The following is a 16,952-nucleotide window of genomic DNA, read 5'->3' as shown; positions in this document are numbered from 1 at the left end:
GCACCGGGCTAATCGAAAGAGCAGAAGCTAATGATAGAGTCGTTCGACATAATCACGTTTGACTGTTACGGCACTCTGATCGATTGGGAAAGCGGCATCATCGGTGCGTCTAAATCGGAAGCCGCAATCGATGGCGTTGAGCTTAGTGGCGAGCAGATCATCGCGGCATATGCCTGCGAGGAGCCTCGGGTTGAGTCGGCGTCCTATCGGCCTTATCGCGACGTGCTTTCCGAGACGGCACGTTGTGTTGCGGCGACGCTCGGGTGGAAACTCGCGCCTGAACGAGCCGGCTTTCTGGCGGCGAGCCTTCCTGATTGGAAGCCGTTTTCCGATACGAATTCAGCCCTCGAGAGACTCGGGCGCCGTTTCAAACTGGGGATTCTATCCAACATTGATGACGACCTTCTGACGGCTACGCGACGGCACTTGAGCGTGGACTTCGATCTGATCGTGACCGCGCAACAGGTCAGATCCTACAAACCGGGCTTTGCGCATTTCAAGGAGGCGATCGCTCGCGCCGGAGCGAAGCGATTGCTCCATGCGGCACAGAGCTACTTTCACGACGTGGTTCCGGCCGGCAAGCTTGGAATTCCGGCTGTTTGGATCAATCGGAAAGGCAGCCACGTCGATCAAGGCGGCCCGCTTCCAGAGTGCGAGGTTCGAAATCTGATTGAACTTGCCGATCTTATGGGAGTGTGAAAACCGAGTGGGAGCCCGGGTCCGTACTAGGAGAGGCAATGGCTGGTCTACACACACAGATTGAAGAAGACGCGGCGACCGGATCATCGGCGGCCCGATCCGGAGTTCCGCCTATTCGCAAACGGCGAAGAATAATCCTGAAGCTACTGCTGGCCATCATCGTTGCGCTGTTGGCTTACACGGCGTTTGATCTCCTGGCGCCGCGCTCTTCGCGAATGCGGAGCTTCGATCCCAATGAAGTCGCGCGGCTTGAGACGGCGATGGGCCATCCTCTTGCCCGCCACCCTGGAAACCACCTGACTCCCTCCTGCAACGTATCTAGGTCGCTGCGCTGCGAATCACCTCGATAACTTCATCATCCCCAGGGCGGAAGATTGGCAATATTGATTTGCGGTAATGAATCACGCCTTTGGGATTGATCACGATGACAGCGCGCTGTGAGCCTCCCAGCAGCGACTTCACATTGAAGAGTTTCGTCACCTCTCCGCGCTCATCCGCAAGCAAGCGTTGAGGCAGCCCGTGATGCTCGGCGAACCGTTTGTGAGATTCAACAGTGGCCACCGATATCGCGACCACCTCCGCGCCGGTTGTCTCGTAGTCTGTCCAGCGATCGCGCATACTGCACATCTGCTTGGTGCAGACCGGCGTTTCGTCTCTCGGATAAAAGACAAACGCGACGACCTTGCCGCGATGATCCGACAAGCGCCACGTTTGATTGTCACTGTCCTTGAGTTCGAAGTCCGGCGCAATATGGCCCACTTCAACTCCGATCTGTGGTTTGATTCGTGATGTGCTCATGGTTTGGATTGACCCCTTTTTTGAGTGCCCCGCCTTGTAGGTAAAATCAAATTCTATTTACCAATCACTCCGTACTTGCGCAGTATCTCCCTGGTGCGGTCGATTGGAAGCGCTTCGACCGTGCGGCCGCGACCCGTCGTAGTCGTAGCTCGAAACAGCGAGTTATAGACAGCTTCCTCGGTTGCCTCGATGACAGCCAGGAAGAGCGGAGACATCGCGTCGTTCGAAAGCAGCTTCGTCTCGCGCGGCGTGTATGTGTTTCCGGACTCTGATCTTGCGCGAGTCCTTACCTCCGCAGCAGTCGAAAACGCAATTGCATAGTCGCCGCTGCCGTTGCTTGCAGCCGATCCGGTTCGAGCGAGCCCCATCATCGATCGCGCTGCCATCCTTCGAAGGTTTCGAGCATCAACCGGCGCGTCGGTGGCGATGACTATTATGACCGAGCCATCGGCGGCATCCGGACCAGCCGAGTCTGCACCCTTGCCGCCCGGTGACTTGTTCTCTTTTCCTCGCTGAAGCTCCTGCTTAAGATAGTAGCGGCCCAACTCCTGACCGACCGGCGCTCCGGCAATCGTGAGCACGCCCCCGAAATTCGTCTGCACGAGAACGCCTACTGTGTAGCCGCCGAGCGACGGCGGCAACTTTCGCGATGAAGTGCCAATGCCTCCCTTGAACCCGAACGCCACTGTCCCCGTGCCCGCGCCCACCGCTCCTTCCTCAACAGCCCCGCCCTTCGCATCCTTGATTGCGTTCAACACATCGTCGCGAACGATGTGACGCCCCCGAATGTCGTTTAAGTAACCGTCGTTTGTTTCGCCGACCAGCGGGTTGATCGATTGAACGTCTTCGTTGCCCGGAAGCGCGAGCACGTAGTCCAACACGGCGTCGGCTACGCGAGGCACACTGAGCGTCGAGGTGAGCAAGATTGGCGTTTCGATTTCGCCCAGTTCGTTGACTTGAGTCGAGCCCGCCAGCTTACCGAACGCGTTGCCGATGAACACCGCGCCTGCGACTTTCTCCCGAAACAGATTCCCGGCGTGCGGCAGAATGGCTGTTACGCCGGTGCGGATGCTGTCTCCCCGAATGATCGTGGTATGGCCGACCTGAACGCCCGGCACGTCGGTTATGCCGTTAAACTGTCCGACGGGAAGTACTCCGACAGTAAGCCCTATGTCGCGCGCGCGAGGTCGCTCGTTCTTTTGCATTGCCAGTCCAGAGCAGCAAGCACAAAGCGTAACGGCAATCAGAAGCGATTTCAATTCACCTCCTCAACAATGTCCGACCTTCACCGTGTTGCGAAGCCCGCGCCTCGCGGAGCTGCCGCGACAAACGGAAGCACTTCGGACACCCGTCGAAAATTACTGATGATTTCAGGCTGCCCATGATCTATCATTTCAGCGCTGGTAAATCAATTTTGGATTTTAGATTTGGATTTGGATTGCCTACCGCTTTGACCTGGTAACTCAAAACCGCAACTTTTAGAATCCAAAATCGTCCGTCCCTTGCCCTGCTCCCAATCAGATTCGAATTCGGCATCGTGGCCGATCTAGAATCTACAATCCAAATCCACAAACGAGACGGCAGGATGCTCCAATACTCGCTTGACGAAGCAAGCGAAAGCGCTCTCATAAACGAAGGGCTGCTCACTCAGGCGCAGCTTTCAAAAGCGCGCAACATCGCCGAACACCTTGGCGGACAGAAAAGCTTGAGCGACGTTTTGCTCGAGATGAACTGGATAAGCCGCTCGAGTCTTGACGAGCTCGTGCGCCGCTGCCGCAGCAGGCTCAGCATCGGCGACATACTTATTGCCCGCCGTCTGGTCACCGAGCACGACGTGATGGCCGCGCGCAAGATCCAACGCAAGTCCACCTCAAAGCCAAAGCGTATCGGGGAAACGCTCGTGGAGATGGGTCTGATCGAGGAGCGCCACATCGTCGAAGCACTTGCCGAGAAATTCAACCTGCCGTTGCTTGACCCGGATATCACCGAGATCGACGCCGAGCTTGTGCGCAAGGTCTCGCTGAAGTATCTCCGCCGTCAGGTAGCGCTTCCGGTGAGGCTTGAAGAGGGAACGCTACAACTGCTGGTCGCCGATCCTACGATGAGTCACTTCTTCGTAGAGATCGAGCGCTTGTTCAGTTGTCAGGTGCGGCTGGCGCTTGCGCCGAGCGCGATCATCAGTCAAAAGCTCGACCTGGTAGACGCAGTGCTTGTGAGCAAAGACGCGGGAATCGCCGACTACCAGAAGGTCAAGTACCACACGCTGGAAGCGCAGGCTCAAGCAGGCGAGGACCGCGTCGTCCCGATGGTCGATCAACTAATAAGGTCGGCAATCGAAGAGGGCGCCTCCGACGTTCACCTCGAGCCTATGGCCAACAAGCTGCGCATTCGATACCGAATTGACGGAGTCCTCGTTCATAAGCTGGACGTCCCGCGTGACTACACTCCTCGAATCATCTCGCGCATAAAGATTCTCGCCGATGCAGACGTGGCCGAACATCGCAAACATCAAGACGGCCGAATTTTCGTCAAGACGGACAAACAGGAGATCGACATCCGCGCGTCGTTTTACGCGACCGTGTTTGGTGAAAACGTCGTGCTCAGAATCTTGAACAAGGCTTCGCTGATCGGTCTTCAAGAGCTTGGCTTCGCGCCGAACATTCTGCGTTTGTACACTGAGGATGTGCTCGCGGTGCCGTCTGGCATCACGCTGATCACTGGTCCGACAGGGTCAGGCAAGACTACGACGCTCTATAGCTCGATCGACCACTGCAATGACCCAACGGTCAAGATCATCACCTGCGAGGACCCGGTCGAGTACGTCATCGACGGCATTTCGCAATGCTCGATCAACGAGAAGATCGGGCTTACGTTCAATGAGACCCTGCGTTCGATTGTGCGGCAAGACCCGGACATCATCGTTATCGGAGAGATCCGCGACAAATTCTCCGCCGACGTTGCCGTGCAGTCCGCGCTGACGGGACACAAAGTGTTTGCCACATTTCACACCGAGGACTCCGTGGGTGCGCTGGTTCGCCTGGTCAACATGGAAATCGAAACATCGCTGATTGCCTCGACCATTGGAGCGGTGCTGGCCCAGCGGCTGGTGCGCAAAGTTTGCTCGAGCTGCCGGATGAAGTACTCGCCCGAAGACCGGGTGCTTCGTCGTTTTGGGTTGAAGCGCGCCGAGCTTGATGAGTTCACACTGTTGCGCGGCAAGGGATGCTCGGCGTGCAACTTCACAGGTTATCGCGGACGGCTTGGGATCTACGAGTTGCTGGTTCCCAACGTCGCGATTCGGGACGCGATCCTCCAGAAGCGCACGATGCAAGAGATCAGGCAAATGAGCCTGGAGTCGTGCAGCTTGTGCACGATGCAAGAAGACGGGATGGTGAAGGCGCTTCGTTCAGCGACCACGCTTGAAGAAGTGTTAGAGAACGCGCCGCGAGTGTTTCATCAAAGGCCGCTGCAAACCCTCCTTAGCATTGTGGGCTGAGCCGCGCAACGTTGATCAAAATGTTGGGGATGCACAGGACATCGCGCAAGAAGCTCAGGATGCTCCGGCTGGCCTTCCTTCGAAAAAGTATGGCTGGATTTTCCTCTTGTGAAAAGCCCGGCCGGAGGCGCCGGTAGTTCGTGACAATTACTCACAGCTAAACAACCGGGGCTGTTTCCGTTATCCTTGTTCTCCCAACGGAGGAGCGATGGACCTCGGTCTAAAGGGCAGAGCGACAATTGTCACGGCCGCATCGAGCGGGCTGGGCAAAGCCACGGCCATGGAGCTTGCGGCCGAGGGCGCACTGATAACCATCAGCGCTCGCGGCGAGGAGGCGTTGCATAGCGCGGCGGACGAGATTCGTTCGGTGACCGGAACAGAGGTCCTCGCAATCGCCGGCGACGTAACCGACGAAGAGCACGTTCGCAAGCTAGTACAAGAGACCGTACAACAATTCGGCAGCGTGGACATACTGGTCACTAATGCCGGAGGTCCCCCCGCCGGGTTCTTTGACGACTTCAACGCCGGGCATTATCGCGACGCCGTCGAGCTGAACCTTATCAGCACGATTAACCTCTGTCGCGAAGCCGTCCCTCATATGCGAAAGCGTGGATGGGGCCGGATCGTCGCGATCACTTCGATTGCGGCAAAGCAGCCCGTGGACAATCTGATACTCTCAAACACTGCCCGCGCGGGTGTGCTCGGCTTCATGAAAAGCCTGTCTCAGCAAGTGGCATCGGACGGCATAACTGTCAACACGGTGTGCCCCGGTTATCATCTGACCGAACGCTTGAAGAGTCTCTCTTCAGCGATCGCGAAGAACGAGGGCGTCAGCGTCGAAGACGTCTATGCGCGCTGGGCGTCGTCCACTGCCGTGAAGCGAATCGGCGACCCAAGAGAATTCGCCGCCGTCGTCGCATTTCTCTGCTCCGAGCGGGCGAGCTACCTGACCGGCACAGTGATCCAAATAGACGGCGGCGCGTACCGGGCTTTGTATTAAGAGCTAACTTCTGAACCCCAGTTTGTTTTTCATTGGATGACGGTGGAGATTCGCGAATACACAACTGCGGACTTCGCGCGGCTCTATGAAATCGACCACCTCGCCTTCAGCGAGGACATCGCGTATTCGCGCTTGGAGCTTAAGTTCTACACGCGAGCGCGCAGTTGTCGGACGCTGGTAGCGGAAGAAGCCCGCGAAATCGTCGGCTTTGTGGTCGGCTGCAGCGAGCCACGCCAGCTTGGGCACATCATCACGATAGACGTGATTCCGCATCGACAGCGCCAAAACATCGGCAGCCGCCTGCTTGCTGAGATCGAGAATTGGTTGTGGCAGCAGGGAGCTGAAGCGATCTACCTGGAGACGGCTGTCGATGATGCAGGCGCGCAAGGATTCTACGACAGGCACGGATATTTCGTGTTCGAGCGGATTGAAGGATACTACAACGGTTCGCTTGATGCGTTCGTGATGATGAAGACTGCTAAACGGGCACAACATTCTTAAGCGAGCATCGGAAGTTACGCAACTTTCGAACAGATGTCATAGCGTGGTATCCGGCTTCAAACCAAATAGGTTCAGTCCAGAGTTCCAAATGCTTATTCACAGGATCCAGGATCGGTACGGGATTTGTTGAGCCGTCTTGTTCGAAGCGGTGCTGAACGTCATCGTTCCTTTTCTCCAATGTACAATGCGTGTAATATGCCCTATGAATTGGTTTTTAGGGTGGCCTGAGACATGAACTAGTGAATCGTTGAACAAAGAGCGGACTTCCAAAACGCAGATAGTAAGGTTCGAGTTTTCTCTTCAAGTATGCCGGTTTTGCACTCGCAGGACGCGCTGTAATTTGATAGCTAGAAGATCTTCGACCCGAACTTGTGCAACATTCAGGATCCTAAGGGCTTACGGCCAGCCGTCGGCAATAAGAGATGTTACATAATTCGTTGTCATTTATTAAGAACGTGAGCCAACGAAGGAGGATAAGTAAATCATGTCTAAGACGATTCTGTTTGAAGTAATTCACTATTCGGACGGCACTTTCGGTAGAAAAAGAATCCTCGAATTCTTCCCTACCGAGGGTGAGCACCTATTCCTCAGCTATTCAGTAGGCCGAGAGCACGGGCCGGGTATTGTTCGAGACGGGATTGGATCGCCGAGAATGGAGATTATCGGCCAACCCTGGAAGACAACCACGGATGCCAGGGAGCAACGCTACGGAACTTGGCATATTTTCCCCGAACCCACCCCAGATGAGCCGGATGCCAAGAGCCATGTCGGAGAATTTAAGAAGAAGTATCCTAACGCCGAAATACTATCCGTTGCAGGTTTTGGCGACCTGACAATGAATCTTTGGAATACAGGTTTTGTGAATAATCCGCTCACCGAGGAGCCGCGTTTGTTACACCTCTGGGATGAGCCAATCAGCAGTCGAATCTACACCTGTTTAGTCAAATGGAATCAGGGCGGATATACAATCAGCCCTGTTCGTTTCAATCGCAACCTTACTGGTCTGAACCGGAGAGACCCTGAAGTTGTCTTAATTGATGGTAAGCCGGTGGCCGACCAGATTGAGTTCGCTGTCTTTGGACAACAAGTTGTCCGCAACGGAGCGGTTGTCGACGCCAGACAAATAGTCCACCAGTTCTCTGACATCAGGCATCTCTTGGCTATACCGAATCTCAACCCAAAGTCGAACAGCCCGCGCTATTTCTTTGGAGCGCAACGTACCGACGATGTTTGGCTAGGCGAGGCGCAGTTACTAGACGACCGAAACCTGCGCCGCGCTGCGTTATCTGGCTCCGTCGAGCTTCATAGATTGTATAAGGGGCTGGGCTGTTCTAAGCAGGAACTTGAAAGCACCTTACTTCAGTACGGTGCGAACCGAAGCAATGAACCCTACAGCATTCTTGAGCCGGGTGAGTGGCGCTGGATACCCGAAGATGACAACTTAGTGGAGATTTACCTCCGCAGGAGTATATATCCCTGCACGATGTTTGGAGTCACTCAGAACGGTAATCTTCTCTCTCTGGCCTGGGAAGGAAAATACAATAGCGAAGGTGGTTGGACCATCGAGGCAGCGGCCAAGGCACTGACCAACCACGGTGCAAAGGACGCAATCTTATGCGATGAGGGGGGTGACGTGATGCAGCGCGGCTTGTCGCTGAACAAAGACTTTGATCTGGTGAATGAGAGAGCGCAGATCAGAGCGATCCTCATCTTTGCCAACGAGAAGCCTTAGGTCGGGCAGCACTCTCTTGCCCAATTCCGTTACAAGAGGACGATTGAGCTTGCTCCAGCTACCCGCAGCTTGTGAGAAGAACTTGTGCGTGATACTTTGAGAGCGAAGAAGTTCGGCTGACTCGATCTGGAGAGCGAGCGAATGAGCGTAGAAACGGGGGTGATTGCTGCAGCCGGTTCCGGTACACGAATGCTGCCAATCACGCTCGGCTATCCCAAAGAGCTTCTGCCAATCATCAACAAACCGGCCATTCAGCTCATCATCGAGGAATTCATTGACTCCGGAATTGAGCGCATCATCATTATTACCGGCGAGAACTCAGACCCCCTACGCCGCAAGTACGAGCCTGAGACGCCCATCGAGCGTGGACAGTATAAGTCCCTTGACGAGTTCATCGATAAGCTGGCGAATGTGGAGATCATCATCGAAATGCAGGAGGGTCCTTACGGTAACGGTACCCCGCTGATCGTGGCAAGCCCACACCTCATCGGAGACGACAACTTCATCTACGCCTACGGTGACGATCTCATTAAGTCTGCGATCCCCTTCACCCACAAGCTGATTGAGAAACACGAGCGTACCGGCGCACTTGTTGTAGGCACCCAGGAAGTGCCCTGGGAGGACGTCGTCCGCTACGGCATCGCGCAGATCAAACCCAACAGTGTTGAGCGGGAACTGGACGACGTGGTTGAGAAACCTTCACGCGAAGAGGCACGTTCAAACCTGGCAATCTTTGGGCGATTTCTGCTTTCGGATGAAATAATTCGAATACTGAAAGAGATACCGCTTGGAAAGTCCAACGAACTTTGGTTGACGGATGCGATTCGTGAATACATTCACCGCGGCGGCAGAGTCGTCGCCGAATCGGTTGCGGATGGGCAATGGCTCACAATCGGTGACCCGATCAACTATCTCAAAACGGTTAACGAGTATGCGCTCGCGGACCCGGAAATACGCAGAGCACTCGAGCCGCGTCTACGCGAATTGCTGGGCATAAAGTAGGGGACGCCAAGGCGTTCAGTGGGCTTCGGCCATGCGGCGGGCATCGTCGGCGGTCAGGGCCTTAAGGAATTCAATAAGGTCACGCTGTTCGCTATCGGTAAGCGAAACAGCCTCGAGTTGCCAATCGCGATTCGGATTCTCATTGCCGCCCTTTACGTAAAAGCGCACGACGTCTTCAAGCGTAGCCGCACTGCCGTCATGAAAATAAGGCGCCGTCAGCGCGAGGTTCCGAAGCGACGGCGTGCGAAAGGCGCCGATGTCCAGCGTGTTGCCGCTGATTATGAAGCGGCCCAACTCAGTGGCGCGCTCAGATCGCGTCAACTCGCCGATCGCGCGGGCACTCTCATCGCGCGATGCCGCCATCGCTCGGCGAGCGAGCGCATTGAAGCCCGTGAAGTTCGCCGCCACGCCCGTATTGCGGTAGTTTCCGTCGGTGAAAAAGGGGAACGTCGCAAACGCTGCGAAGTTCTGATTGAAGGCGTGGCAAACCCCGCAGCGCGCCTTCCCGCGGAAAAGGCTCAGCCCGCTTCGCGCCGAATCGCTTAGCGCGTTCAAATCGCCGCCCACATAGCGATCGACCGGCGAGTCTCCGGAGATCAGGGTCCGCTCGAAGGCGGCAATCGCCTTGCCAAACCCGTCTATCGTAACAGGCCCGCCAAACACTTCCTGAAACCGCCTTGCGTACTCCGGGAGCGCGGCAAGTCTTGCGACTACCGAATCGTGGGACTGATTGCCCATCTCATCCGGGTTGGTGAGCGGCATCTTCGCCTGCTCTTCAAGCGTCGCCGCGCGTCCATCCCAGAACTGACCGGTGTTGAACATCGCGTTGAGCAGGGTTGGCGAGTTGCGCACTCCATGCCGCCCGCCGATTCCCTCAGCGACGGTCCTGCCATCGGCGAACGCACGCTTCGGATCGTGGCACGTTGCGCAACTGACTGTGCCGTCGGCGGAGAGCCGCGCATCGAAGAAGAGAGCTTTTCCCAGCTCGACCTTGGCAGCGGTCATTGGATTGCCGGTGGGGATGAAGTAAGACCAAAGCTCTTGCGGGATTCCCCGCGGCATTTGAATCTCGAAGGTCGATGAGTTCGCAGTCGAGTCGGCCGCGCGGACCATCGCCGGCAGGACCAGCGCGACAGCGCCAATCACGGCTAGCTTGATGGTCGAGGTTCGCTTCATCGCTGGAACTTTAGTCTTCGAGTTCAGAGTACCGTCTTCACGCGGGAGGTCGCTACGGACTTCCGCCGAAAGGTGGGACAATGAACGCTACTGCTCTGCGTGGCCTTTCACGACAAACGCGATCGGCATCGTCGCTCCAGACTTAGTCTTGATCGCTGCTGAAAACGCTACGTGGTTATTCTCATCGGCTTCGAGCCTCGGAGCCGCTTGCGCACTCGCTAGCTGGACTAGACTCAGAATAGCAGGATGACTCGTGCCGGTCACCTTGGTGCTCATCTTCGTCAGCTCTTCAAACTTGAACTGTGCGTCCGGGCTTGAATCCGTCGCAACCGGCAACAACACCAGAAAGTCACGAATGGGCGAGATCCCCATGTGATTTCCATCCGTCGGGTGGATCGCATAACGCATCGTGTAGGAGCCGGCTTTTACCGACTGTCCTCGGAAATCGGTCGTGGCGTTTGCAAAGGTTATCACGCCGATCAGCGTCGAATCGCCAATCCAGGTGTAAACCGCTCCCAGAGCGTCGGTCTTTCCCCCGGGCACAGCATTTCGCAACCAGATATCACAATACGCGGCGCCGGAAAGGCTAACGTGCCAGCCTTTTGCTTCCAGTGCTTTCTTCAAAGCGTCCGAGGCGCCGGGATCGGCGAAAGCTCCGGTTGCTTCAAGTTTGTTGTCGGCCGCCAGCACGCTTGCGCAAGACAAGAGTGCGACCGCGATTAGCAGAACGAGTACTTCGAATCTTCGTGACATTGTAGCTGTGAACTTCTCCATCGGATATCACAAAGGCACAAAAGCCACTGTGTGGTCTTTGTGCCTTTACAAATGAGAATTACAGGTTCGCGCCAAGACCGCAAAGGGCGCAAAGAAACATCAGCGCGCGAAGGTGCCCACAAAAGCGCTGCGCTTGCCGTGAACAGTCCACGATACACCGAGGCCTGCCCCTTCGTACTGGTCGAGCTCGGCCACTGCCGGCATCGAGTGCGTCATCTCAGCAAGCGGCCGATAATAGACTTCTTCGTTGCCGCAGAGGTGGTCCTTGCCTCCGATGGCTCGAGTCTGTATCCCCGCAAGTTTTCCGGCTTGCACAAGCGTCTTGCTGTAATGACCGTCATGGCCGGTCACTTGAATCTTGATCGGCGCGATCTCGACTCGCACGACGTTATTGAGCAGCTTACCGGCCATCGCTTGCGCGAACTCCACCAACGCCTTCTGCTGTTCCGGACACGCCCGCTCGTCGACGATGACCACTGCCTTAGCCGGGTAAGGATTGTTGTACTGATCGCCGAGCGTCGCGCTGGCCTTGACGACTCCCACTACGCTAAGCCCTTCGAGCGAGACTCCCTTCCACTCGCCTTTGTTGACACGCCAGGCAAGAATTGCTTGATCGCCGGCGAGGTTCATTTCGCCGTTCGCCACGCACGTTCCAGTCCAGACGTCCGCGCTGCGTGTTTCAATGTAGTCGCCAGAAATACTCTGAGCTTTGCCGGTCGAACTCAAGACAATCAGCGCCAGAGCGGCCATGAACATCATTCTTCGCATCGTTGATTCTCCTTCCAAATTCGTGTTCTTTGCGGGTCTTGGCGTTCTTTGGGGCGAAACTGATTTCTCGCAAAGACCGCCAAGACTCGCAAAGAGCGCTAAGAACTTTGAATCGATCTTATCATACGCGGCCTGTTCCGTAACAGGCTCGACTCTCCGACGAACAATCGCCCGGTTCGGCGAGCTGACCATCAGGTCCGATGCACGTCTGCGTGTACACGCACCAGAAGTGTCCTGAGTTAGAAGGTGGCACTGACGGGTCGTGCGCGACGCCAATGAACAGTCCCTTCCATCGCAGGCACTCGCAGAGGCCAGGATGGTTGATGTTGAAGCGATCTGCTTCGTTGATCATCATTTTGCACCTCCTCCGGCGGCCGCGAGCACGGCACGCTTCACGGCAACGCGCGCGAGTTGAATCTTGTAGGCGTTGCGGCCCAGACTCTTTGCGCCGGCTACCGCGGCGTCACCGGCGACCTTTGCAGTCTCTTCGGTGATAGCTTTGCCAACAAGCGCGTCTTCGGCTTCCTTTGATCGCCAAGGCACTGGAGCTACGTAGCCCAACACAACCCTTGCCGAGCGCACTTTATTGCCGTTGAGGGTTAGCGCGACCGACGCGAGCGCAAGCGGCCAATCCATTGCATCTTTCTGCCGTACCTCATAGGTGGCAGCTTTGGCCCCGGCCAGAGGCGGCAGCACGATCTCCGTGACGATCTCGTTAGGCCCCAGATCGTGCTCGCGCTGGTTCTCGCTTTGTGGAATAACGAAAAACTTCTCCACAGGAATCTCCCGCTTTCCTTTGGGCCCGAATAGACGCACCGTGCCTCCCAGCGCGCTGAACAGCGTGCCCAGCGTTGAGGGGCTGACGAAATAAGCGGGCCCGGAGTTGCCGAGGATTGCGTGATAGCGATTGTCACCTGATGGCACGAGCGCCTCACCGCTCTTATCCTTTGCCAGCAGACCGTAACCGGCTCGGTAGTACCAACATCGTGGACGCTGGCAAAGATTCCCACCAACCGTTCCCATGTTTCTGATCTGAGGACCCGCTATTTCGATCGCAGTTTGTCCAATCACCGGAAACGCTTGGCGCACATGGGGATTGTCAACCAACTCCTGAATCGTGACGAGCGCTCCGATCCGTAAGCTTTTGTCCTTGCCCACAGTAATGCCGCGCAGCTCTTGAATGTCCTTTATGTTTACTAACCGTTTGGGCGCGACAACATCATCCTTCATCAGAGCGAGCAGGTCGGTTCCTCCAGCAAGTATGTCAGCATCAGCCCAGTTGTTGCCCAGCAGGCTGACGGCTTGCTCTTTGGTTGTAGGGCTGGCGTATTCAAATCCTCGCATTGTTGCCTCCCTTCTTTTCAAGCGCTGCCAGAACTCGATCCGGCGTCAGCGGCAGATGCGGCACCCGCACCCCGATTGCGTTGGCGACGGCGTTCGAGATCACCGCCCCCGGAGAAACGGCTGGAGGCTCGCCAAGTCCGATTACGCCGCGCTCGTCGTAGCCCTTGCCCGTCATCATGTGAACAACCAGCTCGCCGATGTCGGCGATGCCCGCCAGCCTGTAGAACTCCATGTTCGGATTGAGCATCCGGCCGGTCCTGGCATCCATGATCTTCTCTTCGTAGAGCGCCCAGCAAACGCCCATTATCATAGCGCCGTAGACCTGACTCTCCGCGGTCTTGAGATCGATGATCAAGCCACAGTCCTGCACGGCCACGATCTTGTTGATGCGCACGATGCCCGTCTCGATGTCGACGGAGACATCAGCCATCTGGGCTCCGCCCACTCCCTGATCCATCAATTTGCCGGGTCCGGGATTCTTGCCACGAACAGTGAGTGGTGTCGCACCGAGCTTCGAACAAGCCTGCGCCCACGTGAGCGACTTGCTTGGATTGCTCTTGACTCGAATAGTCCCGCCGACTGCCTCGAGATCTTCGGGGGTCGCGCCCAGAGCGGGAGCAGCCTTTGCGAAGACCTGGTCGAGCGCATCGAGTGAGGCGCGGCGACTCGAGGAGCTGATGCCTCCGATTGTCGTGCTGCCTCCCGAACCTCCCGACGCGGGATATCGGCTATCGCCGATGCTTATCTTGATAGCGTTCATCGGCAAACCGAGCGTGTCGGCAACGATGATGTTCAACGCCGTGCGTGTTCCCGTACCGAGATCCTGCGTACCCATTTTCAGTTCAATCGAGCCATCAGGCTGAATCGTGAGGTCGCAATCGCTCGGATGCCCCCCCCCGCCCCACGTATGAATAGATAGACCAAGGCCTCTCTTGATGGGGCCGGCGGTCTTATCGCCGCGTGGATGCCAGTTCTTCTTCCATCCGATGAGCTCAGCCGCGATCTTCAGCTCGTCGGTGTAGATTGGCGCGCGCTGGCCGGTCAAGGCGATGTTCTTGATGAAGAAATCGTATGGGTCCATTCCGATAGCAGCGGCGGCGTCTTCGAGCGCTGCCATTGTGATCGAACAACCCTGCGGATGGGCTGGAGCGCGCCAGGCGCGAGCGCTTCCGATGTGGTTGACCAGGGCTGTGTGCTGCTTCCGCTGGTTCGGGATGTTGAAGACATAAGGCAAAGGCGGCGAGCCTCCGCTGCCTTGCCCGCCGCTCGCCCAGGATTGAGACTCCCACGCTGTAATCGTGCCGTCCTTCTTAAGACCGATCTTCACCTTCGCATAAGCCGAAGGCCTGGCGCCGGCGACCATCAACTCGGCGTCTCGCTCGTTGAACATCTTGACCGCTTTTCCGCCAGCCTTCTTCGACAGTCTGGCAGCAGTGATATCCCATTCGTCCGGTCCGAACTTGCTGCCGAATCCGCCACCGATGTGATCTTGCTTAACTCGAACGTTGGTTGCCGGAATCTCGAGCGGTCGCGCAATCTGAGCGACCGAACCGGTGACTGCCTGAGTTGAAAGATGCGCAAGAACGTTCTTGTCGTCTTCCCACTCCATTACAGAGCCGTGCGGCTCGAGGCAGCAGTGCGTGATAACCGCCAGGCCGTAGTTGCCCTCGACGGTGACTTCGGCCTCGCTGAAACCTTTGTCGGGGTCGCCAACTTTGTTCTCGTTGGCCGGTTTCGCATACTCGCCGGCATTCTTCACATCAGTGTCGATCACCAGGTGAGGAAGCACGTCGTATTCAATCTTGACCGCGCGCATTGCGTCTTCGGCGGTAGGCTCATCGACCGCCGCCAGCGCGACCACTGAAGCCCCAGCCCAATAAAGCTCAGTGCCGACGTCCGAGACGACGTGGATGGCCTTCACTCCGGGCATTCGCTCCGCTGCGCTGGTGTCGATGCTCTTGACCTTTGCGTGAGCGTGCGGGGAACGGACGATCTTGCCAAATAGCATCCCCGGCCGATTAATGTCCATCGAGTACTTCGCGCGCCCTGATACCTTCTGCGCCCCGTCTATTCTGGAAATGCGTTTGCCGATGAAGGTCCGCTTGTCGGCGTCGGGCCACTTATATTCAGCCATTGCGCTTCCCTCCTTTTTGCCCATTCTGCGCCGCCTGCGCGACCGCTGCTCGGACGCCCACATACGTACCGCAGCGGCAGAGATTGCCGCCGAGCCCCTTCTGAATCTGTTCGGCGGTTGGGTTCGGATTCTTGTCCAAGAACGCCTTGCAGGCAACCACGAAGCCCGGGGTGCAGAAGCCGCATTGCTGAGCGTCGTTGTCGATGAAGGCTTGCTGAACCGGATGCAGATTGTCGCCTTGCATCAAGCCTTCGACGGTCGTAATTGATTTACCTTGAGCTTCAATTGCGAGCGTCGAGCAAGAGTAAATAGCCTTGCCATCGACGATCATCGTGCAAGCTCCACAGGTCCCGCGGTCGCAGACGCGCTTGGCTCCGGTTATATCCAGCTCATTGCGCAGAGCCTCGAGCAGCGTCACACGCGGCTCGACCTGGGCGTTGTAGCTCTTCCCGTTGATTTTGAATTGGAGCGGAACTTTGCCCGGGCCGTAGAGTTTGACTTCGGCGCCGGACACTTTGATCACTCGATAGCCCATCACGAGCGGGACCGACAGCGAGATGCCGGACACCTTAAGAAAATTACGTCGCGATAGCTCCGAGCCTTTCTCGTTCAATTTGCCATCATCATCTTGATCTTGCATCCCTCGCCTCCTTCTGGAGTTGCCGATTGCCGACTTGCGATTGCGGATTGGCGGAAATGAAAGCGTTTCATATTCGGCAATCGGCAATCTAAAATCGGCAATCTATGGCGGTGTTTCCCTGAACTCCAGTTCGTTGCGGCAGCACGGGCACAGACCCGGCGTATAAGCCGTGATGGTGCAGACTTCGCAGAAGTAAAAGATGTCGTAGAGCTTCCCTTCTTTGACCGATTGCACCTTGATTACCTCGAGTTGGCCGCCGGTGTGCAGCCGCGCGGTGAGTTGAAGCTCGCGCTGGCGGACCCTTACGTCGGTGAAAACCGGTGTCATTGGATCGGCCGGCAAGAACTTGTACAGCCTCCCGTCCTTACTCGCAAATCCAAAACGCTGACTCGCTTCGCTGCAACCAAAGAGCGTCTCAACCTCACGGCCGGCGGCATCCAGACACAATGCCCGCCCTCGAATCACGGTCAGTGTATAACCTTCGGCTTGGAGACTGATTGGGTTCGCGGCGGCCGCCGAGGATAGCGTCGCCGAGAGCGTCGCCGAAAGCAGAACCGTTACCAGGAGCGGACCCAGAAACCGACTCATCTATGCAATCCTTGAAACGATCAGCTCGCGATCCTGTGGTCTGAAAATCATGAAGAGAACAGGAATGTCCACTGGGAGCCGATCCACCGACTGAAATACTTTGCTTCTCTTCCGCCTCGACTTGTTTCGGCCGCTACCTTACCATAGTCACGGTTAGTCGAGCAATGAAGCGAGGGCTCGGGCAGAAGTCATGTTTGAGCAATTGCGTGGACGATTCAAGGAAGACGTAACGGCTGAGAACCTCAGCACGTAATGTGTTGTTTGTTGATTGCGTTTCAATGTGGGGGGGCGACCACTCCG

General features: G+C 56.6%; 17 protein-coding genes. 7 read left to right on the top strand and 10 right to left on the bottom strand.

What is annotated here, in order from left to right; genetic code table 11:
- The first annotated feature begins 30 nt into the window (after window positions 1-30).
- Both AABO57_00490 and AABO57_00485 read left to right on the top strand, forming a co-directional pair.
- Window positions 31-699: an HAD family hydrolase gene (locus AABO57_00490; protein ID MEK6284198.1), complete on the top strand. Its 669-nt coding sequence runs from the start codon at window positions 31-33 to the stop codon at window positions 697-699.
- 38 nt (window positions 700-737) lie between these two features.
- Complete coding sequence (locus AABO57_00485) at window positions 738-1,049, top strand: hypothetical protein (GenBank protein MEK6284197.1); 312 nt, start codon at window positions 738-740, stop codon at window positions 1,047-1,049.
- On the opposite strand, the gene AABO57_00480 is transcribed toward AABO57_00485, so the two are convergent.
- Both AABO57_00480 and AABO57_00475 read right to left on the bottom strand, forming a co-directional pair.
- A complete protein-coding gene (locus AABO57_00480) occupies window positions 1,018-1,497 on the bottom strand; it encodes a peroxiredoxin (protein ID MEK6284196.1) in 480 nt (159 codons plus the stop codon). The two genes, AABO57_00485 and AABO57_00480, sit on opposite strands and share 32 nt — an antisense overlap.
- Before the next feature lie 53 nt (window positions 1,498-1,550).
- Window positions 1,551-2,702 (bottom strand): P1 family peptidase, encoded by a 1,152-nt coding sequence (locus tag AABO57_00475; protein MEK6284195.1) that lies wholly within the window; start codon window positions 2,700-2,702, stop codon window positions 1,551-1,553.
- Window positions 2,703-3,082: 380 nt separating this feature from the next.
- Here AABO57_00475 and AABO57_00470 point away from each other — a divergent pair, with 380 nt between their 5' ends.
- The 5 genes from AABO57_00470 (at window position 3,083) to AABO57_00450 (ending at window position 9,228) form a co-directional block, all read left to right on the top strand.
- Window positions 3,083-4,993, top strand: coding sequence for an ATPase, T2SS/T4P/T4SS family (locus AABO57_00470; protein ID MEK6284194.1), 1,911 nt, complete (start codon window positions 3,083-3,085; stop codon window positions 4,991-4,993).
- A gap of 208 nt (window positions 4,994-5,201) precedes the next feature.
- A complete protein-coding gene (locus AABO57_00465) occupies window positions 5,202-5,993 on the top strand; it encodes an SDR family oxidoreductase (protein ID MEK6284193.1) in 792 nt (263 codons plus the stop codon).
- A 42-nt stretch (window positions 5,994-6,035) separates the two neighbouring features.
- Window positions 6,036-6,494 carry an N-acetyltransferase gene (locus tag AABO57_00460; GenBank protein ID MEK6284192.1) on the top strand — a complete coding sequence of 153 codons (459 nt, stop codon included), beginning with the start codon at window positions 6,036-6,038 and terminating at the stop codon, window positions 6,492-6,494.
- A gap of 484 nt (window positions 6,495-6,978) precedes the next feature.
- The gene (locus tag AABO57_00455) at window positions 6,979-8,226 is read left to right on the top strand and encodes a hypothetical protein (protein ID MEK6284191.1); all 1,248 of its coding nucleotides are present in this window, start codon (window positions 6,979-6,981) and stop codon (window positions 8,224-8,226) included.
- 141 nt (window positions 8,227-8,367) lie between these two features.
- The gene (locus AABO57_00450) at window positions 8,368-9,228 is read left to right on the top strand and encodes a sugar phosphate nucleotidyltransferase (protein MEK6284190.1); all 861 of its coding nucleotides are present in this window, start codon (window positions 8,368-8,370) and stop codon (window positions 9,226-9,228) included.
- Between the two features lie 15 nt (window positions 9,229-9,243).
- On the opposite strand, the gene AABO57_00445 is transcribed toward AABO57_00450, so the two are convergent.
- The 8 genes from AABO57_00445 to AABO57_00410 all read right to left on the bottom strand — a co-directional run bounded on the left by AABO57_00445 (window position 9,244) and on the right by AABO57_00410 (window position 16,652).
- Complete coding sequence (locus AABO57_00445) at window positions 9,244-10,404, bottom strand: cytochrome c peroxidase (GenBank protein MEK6284189.1); 1,161 nt, start codon at window positions 10,402-10,404, stop codon at window positions 9,244-9,246.
- Window positions 10,405-10,491: 87 nt separating this feature from the next.
- The gene (locus AABO57_00440; protein ID MEK6284188.1) at window positions 10,492-11,157 is read right to left on the bottom strand and encodes a hypothetical protein; all 666 of its coding nucleotides are present in this window, start codon (window positions 11,155-11,157) and stop codon (window positions 10,492-10,494) included.
- A gap of 120 nt (window positions 11,158-11,277) precedes the next feature.
- On the bottom strand, window positions 11,278-11,946 hold the full coding sequence (locus tag AABO57_00435; protein ID MEK6284187.1) for a DUF1326 domain-containing protein: 669 nt from the start codon (window positions 11,944-11,946) through the stop codon (window positions 11,278-11,280).
- 121 nt (window positions 11,947-12,067) lie between these two features.
- A complete protein-coding gene (locus AABO57_00430) occupies window positions 12,068-12,301 on the bottom strand; it encodes a hypothetical protein (protein MEK6284186.1) in 234 nt (77 codons plus the stop codon).
- Window positions 12,298-13,290 (bottom strand): xanthine dehydrogenase family protein subunit M, encoded by a 993-nt coding sequence (locus AABO57_00425; GenBank protein MEK6284185.1) that lies wholly within the window; start codon window positions 13,288-13,290, stop codon window positions 12,298-12,300. The genes AABO57_00430 and AABO57_00425 overlap by 4 nt, the downstream gene beginning before the upstream one ends.
- Window positions 13,277-15,424: a xanthine dehydrogenase family protein molybdopterin-binding subunit gene (locus tag AABO57_00420; protein ID MEK6284184.1), complete on the bottom strand. Its 2,148-nt coding sequence runs from the start codon at window positions 15,422-15,424 to the stop codon at window positions 13,277-13,279. Before AABO57_00420 ends, AABO57_00425 begins: the two co-directional genes overlap by 14 nt.
- Complete coding sequence (locus tag AABO57_00415) at window positions 15,417-16,064, bottom strand: (2Fe-2S)-binding protein (GenBank protein MEK6284183.1); 648 nt, start codon at window positions 16,062-16,064, stop codon at window positions 15,417-15,419. Before AABO57_00415 ends, AABO57_00420 begins: the two co-directional genes overlap by 8 nt.
- Window positions 16,065-16,166: 102 nt before the next feature.
- Complete coding sequence (locus tag AABO57_00410; protein MEK6284182.1) at window positions 16,167-16,652, bottom strand: hypothetical protein; 486 nt, start codon at window positions 16,650-16,652, stop codon at window positions 16,167-16,169.
- Between the last annotated feature and the right edge of the window lie 300 nt (window positions 16,653-16,952).

The sequence above is a fragment of the Acidobacteriota bacterium genome, from assembly GCA_038040445.1.
GTDB lineage: Bacteria > Acidobacteriota > Blastocatellia > UBA7656 > UBA7656 > Onstottus_A > Onstottus_A frigus.
The sequence above is the reverse complement of the archived record's forward strand: the minus strand, read 5'-3'. Positions and strand labels throughout refer to the sequence as shown.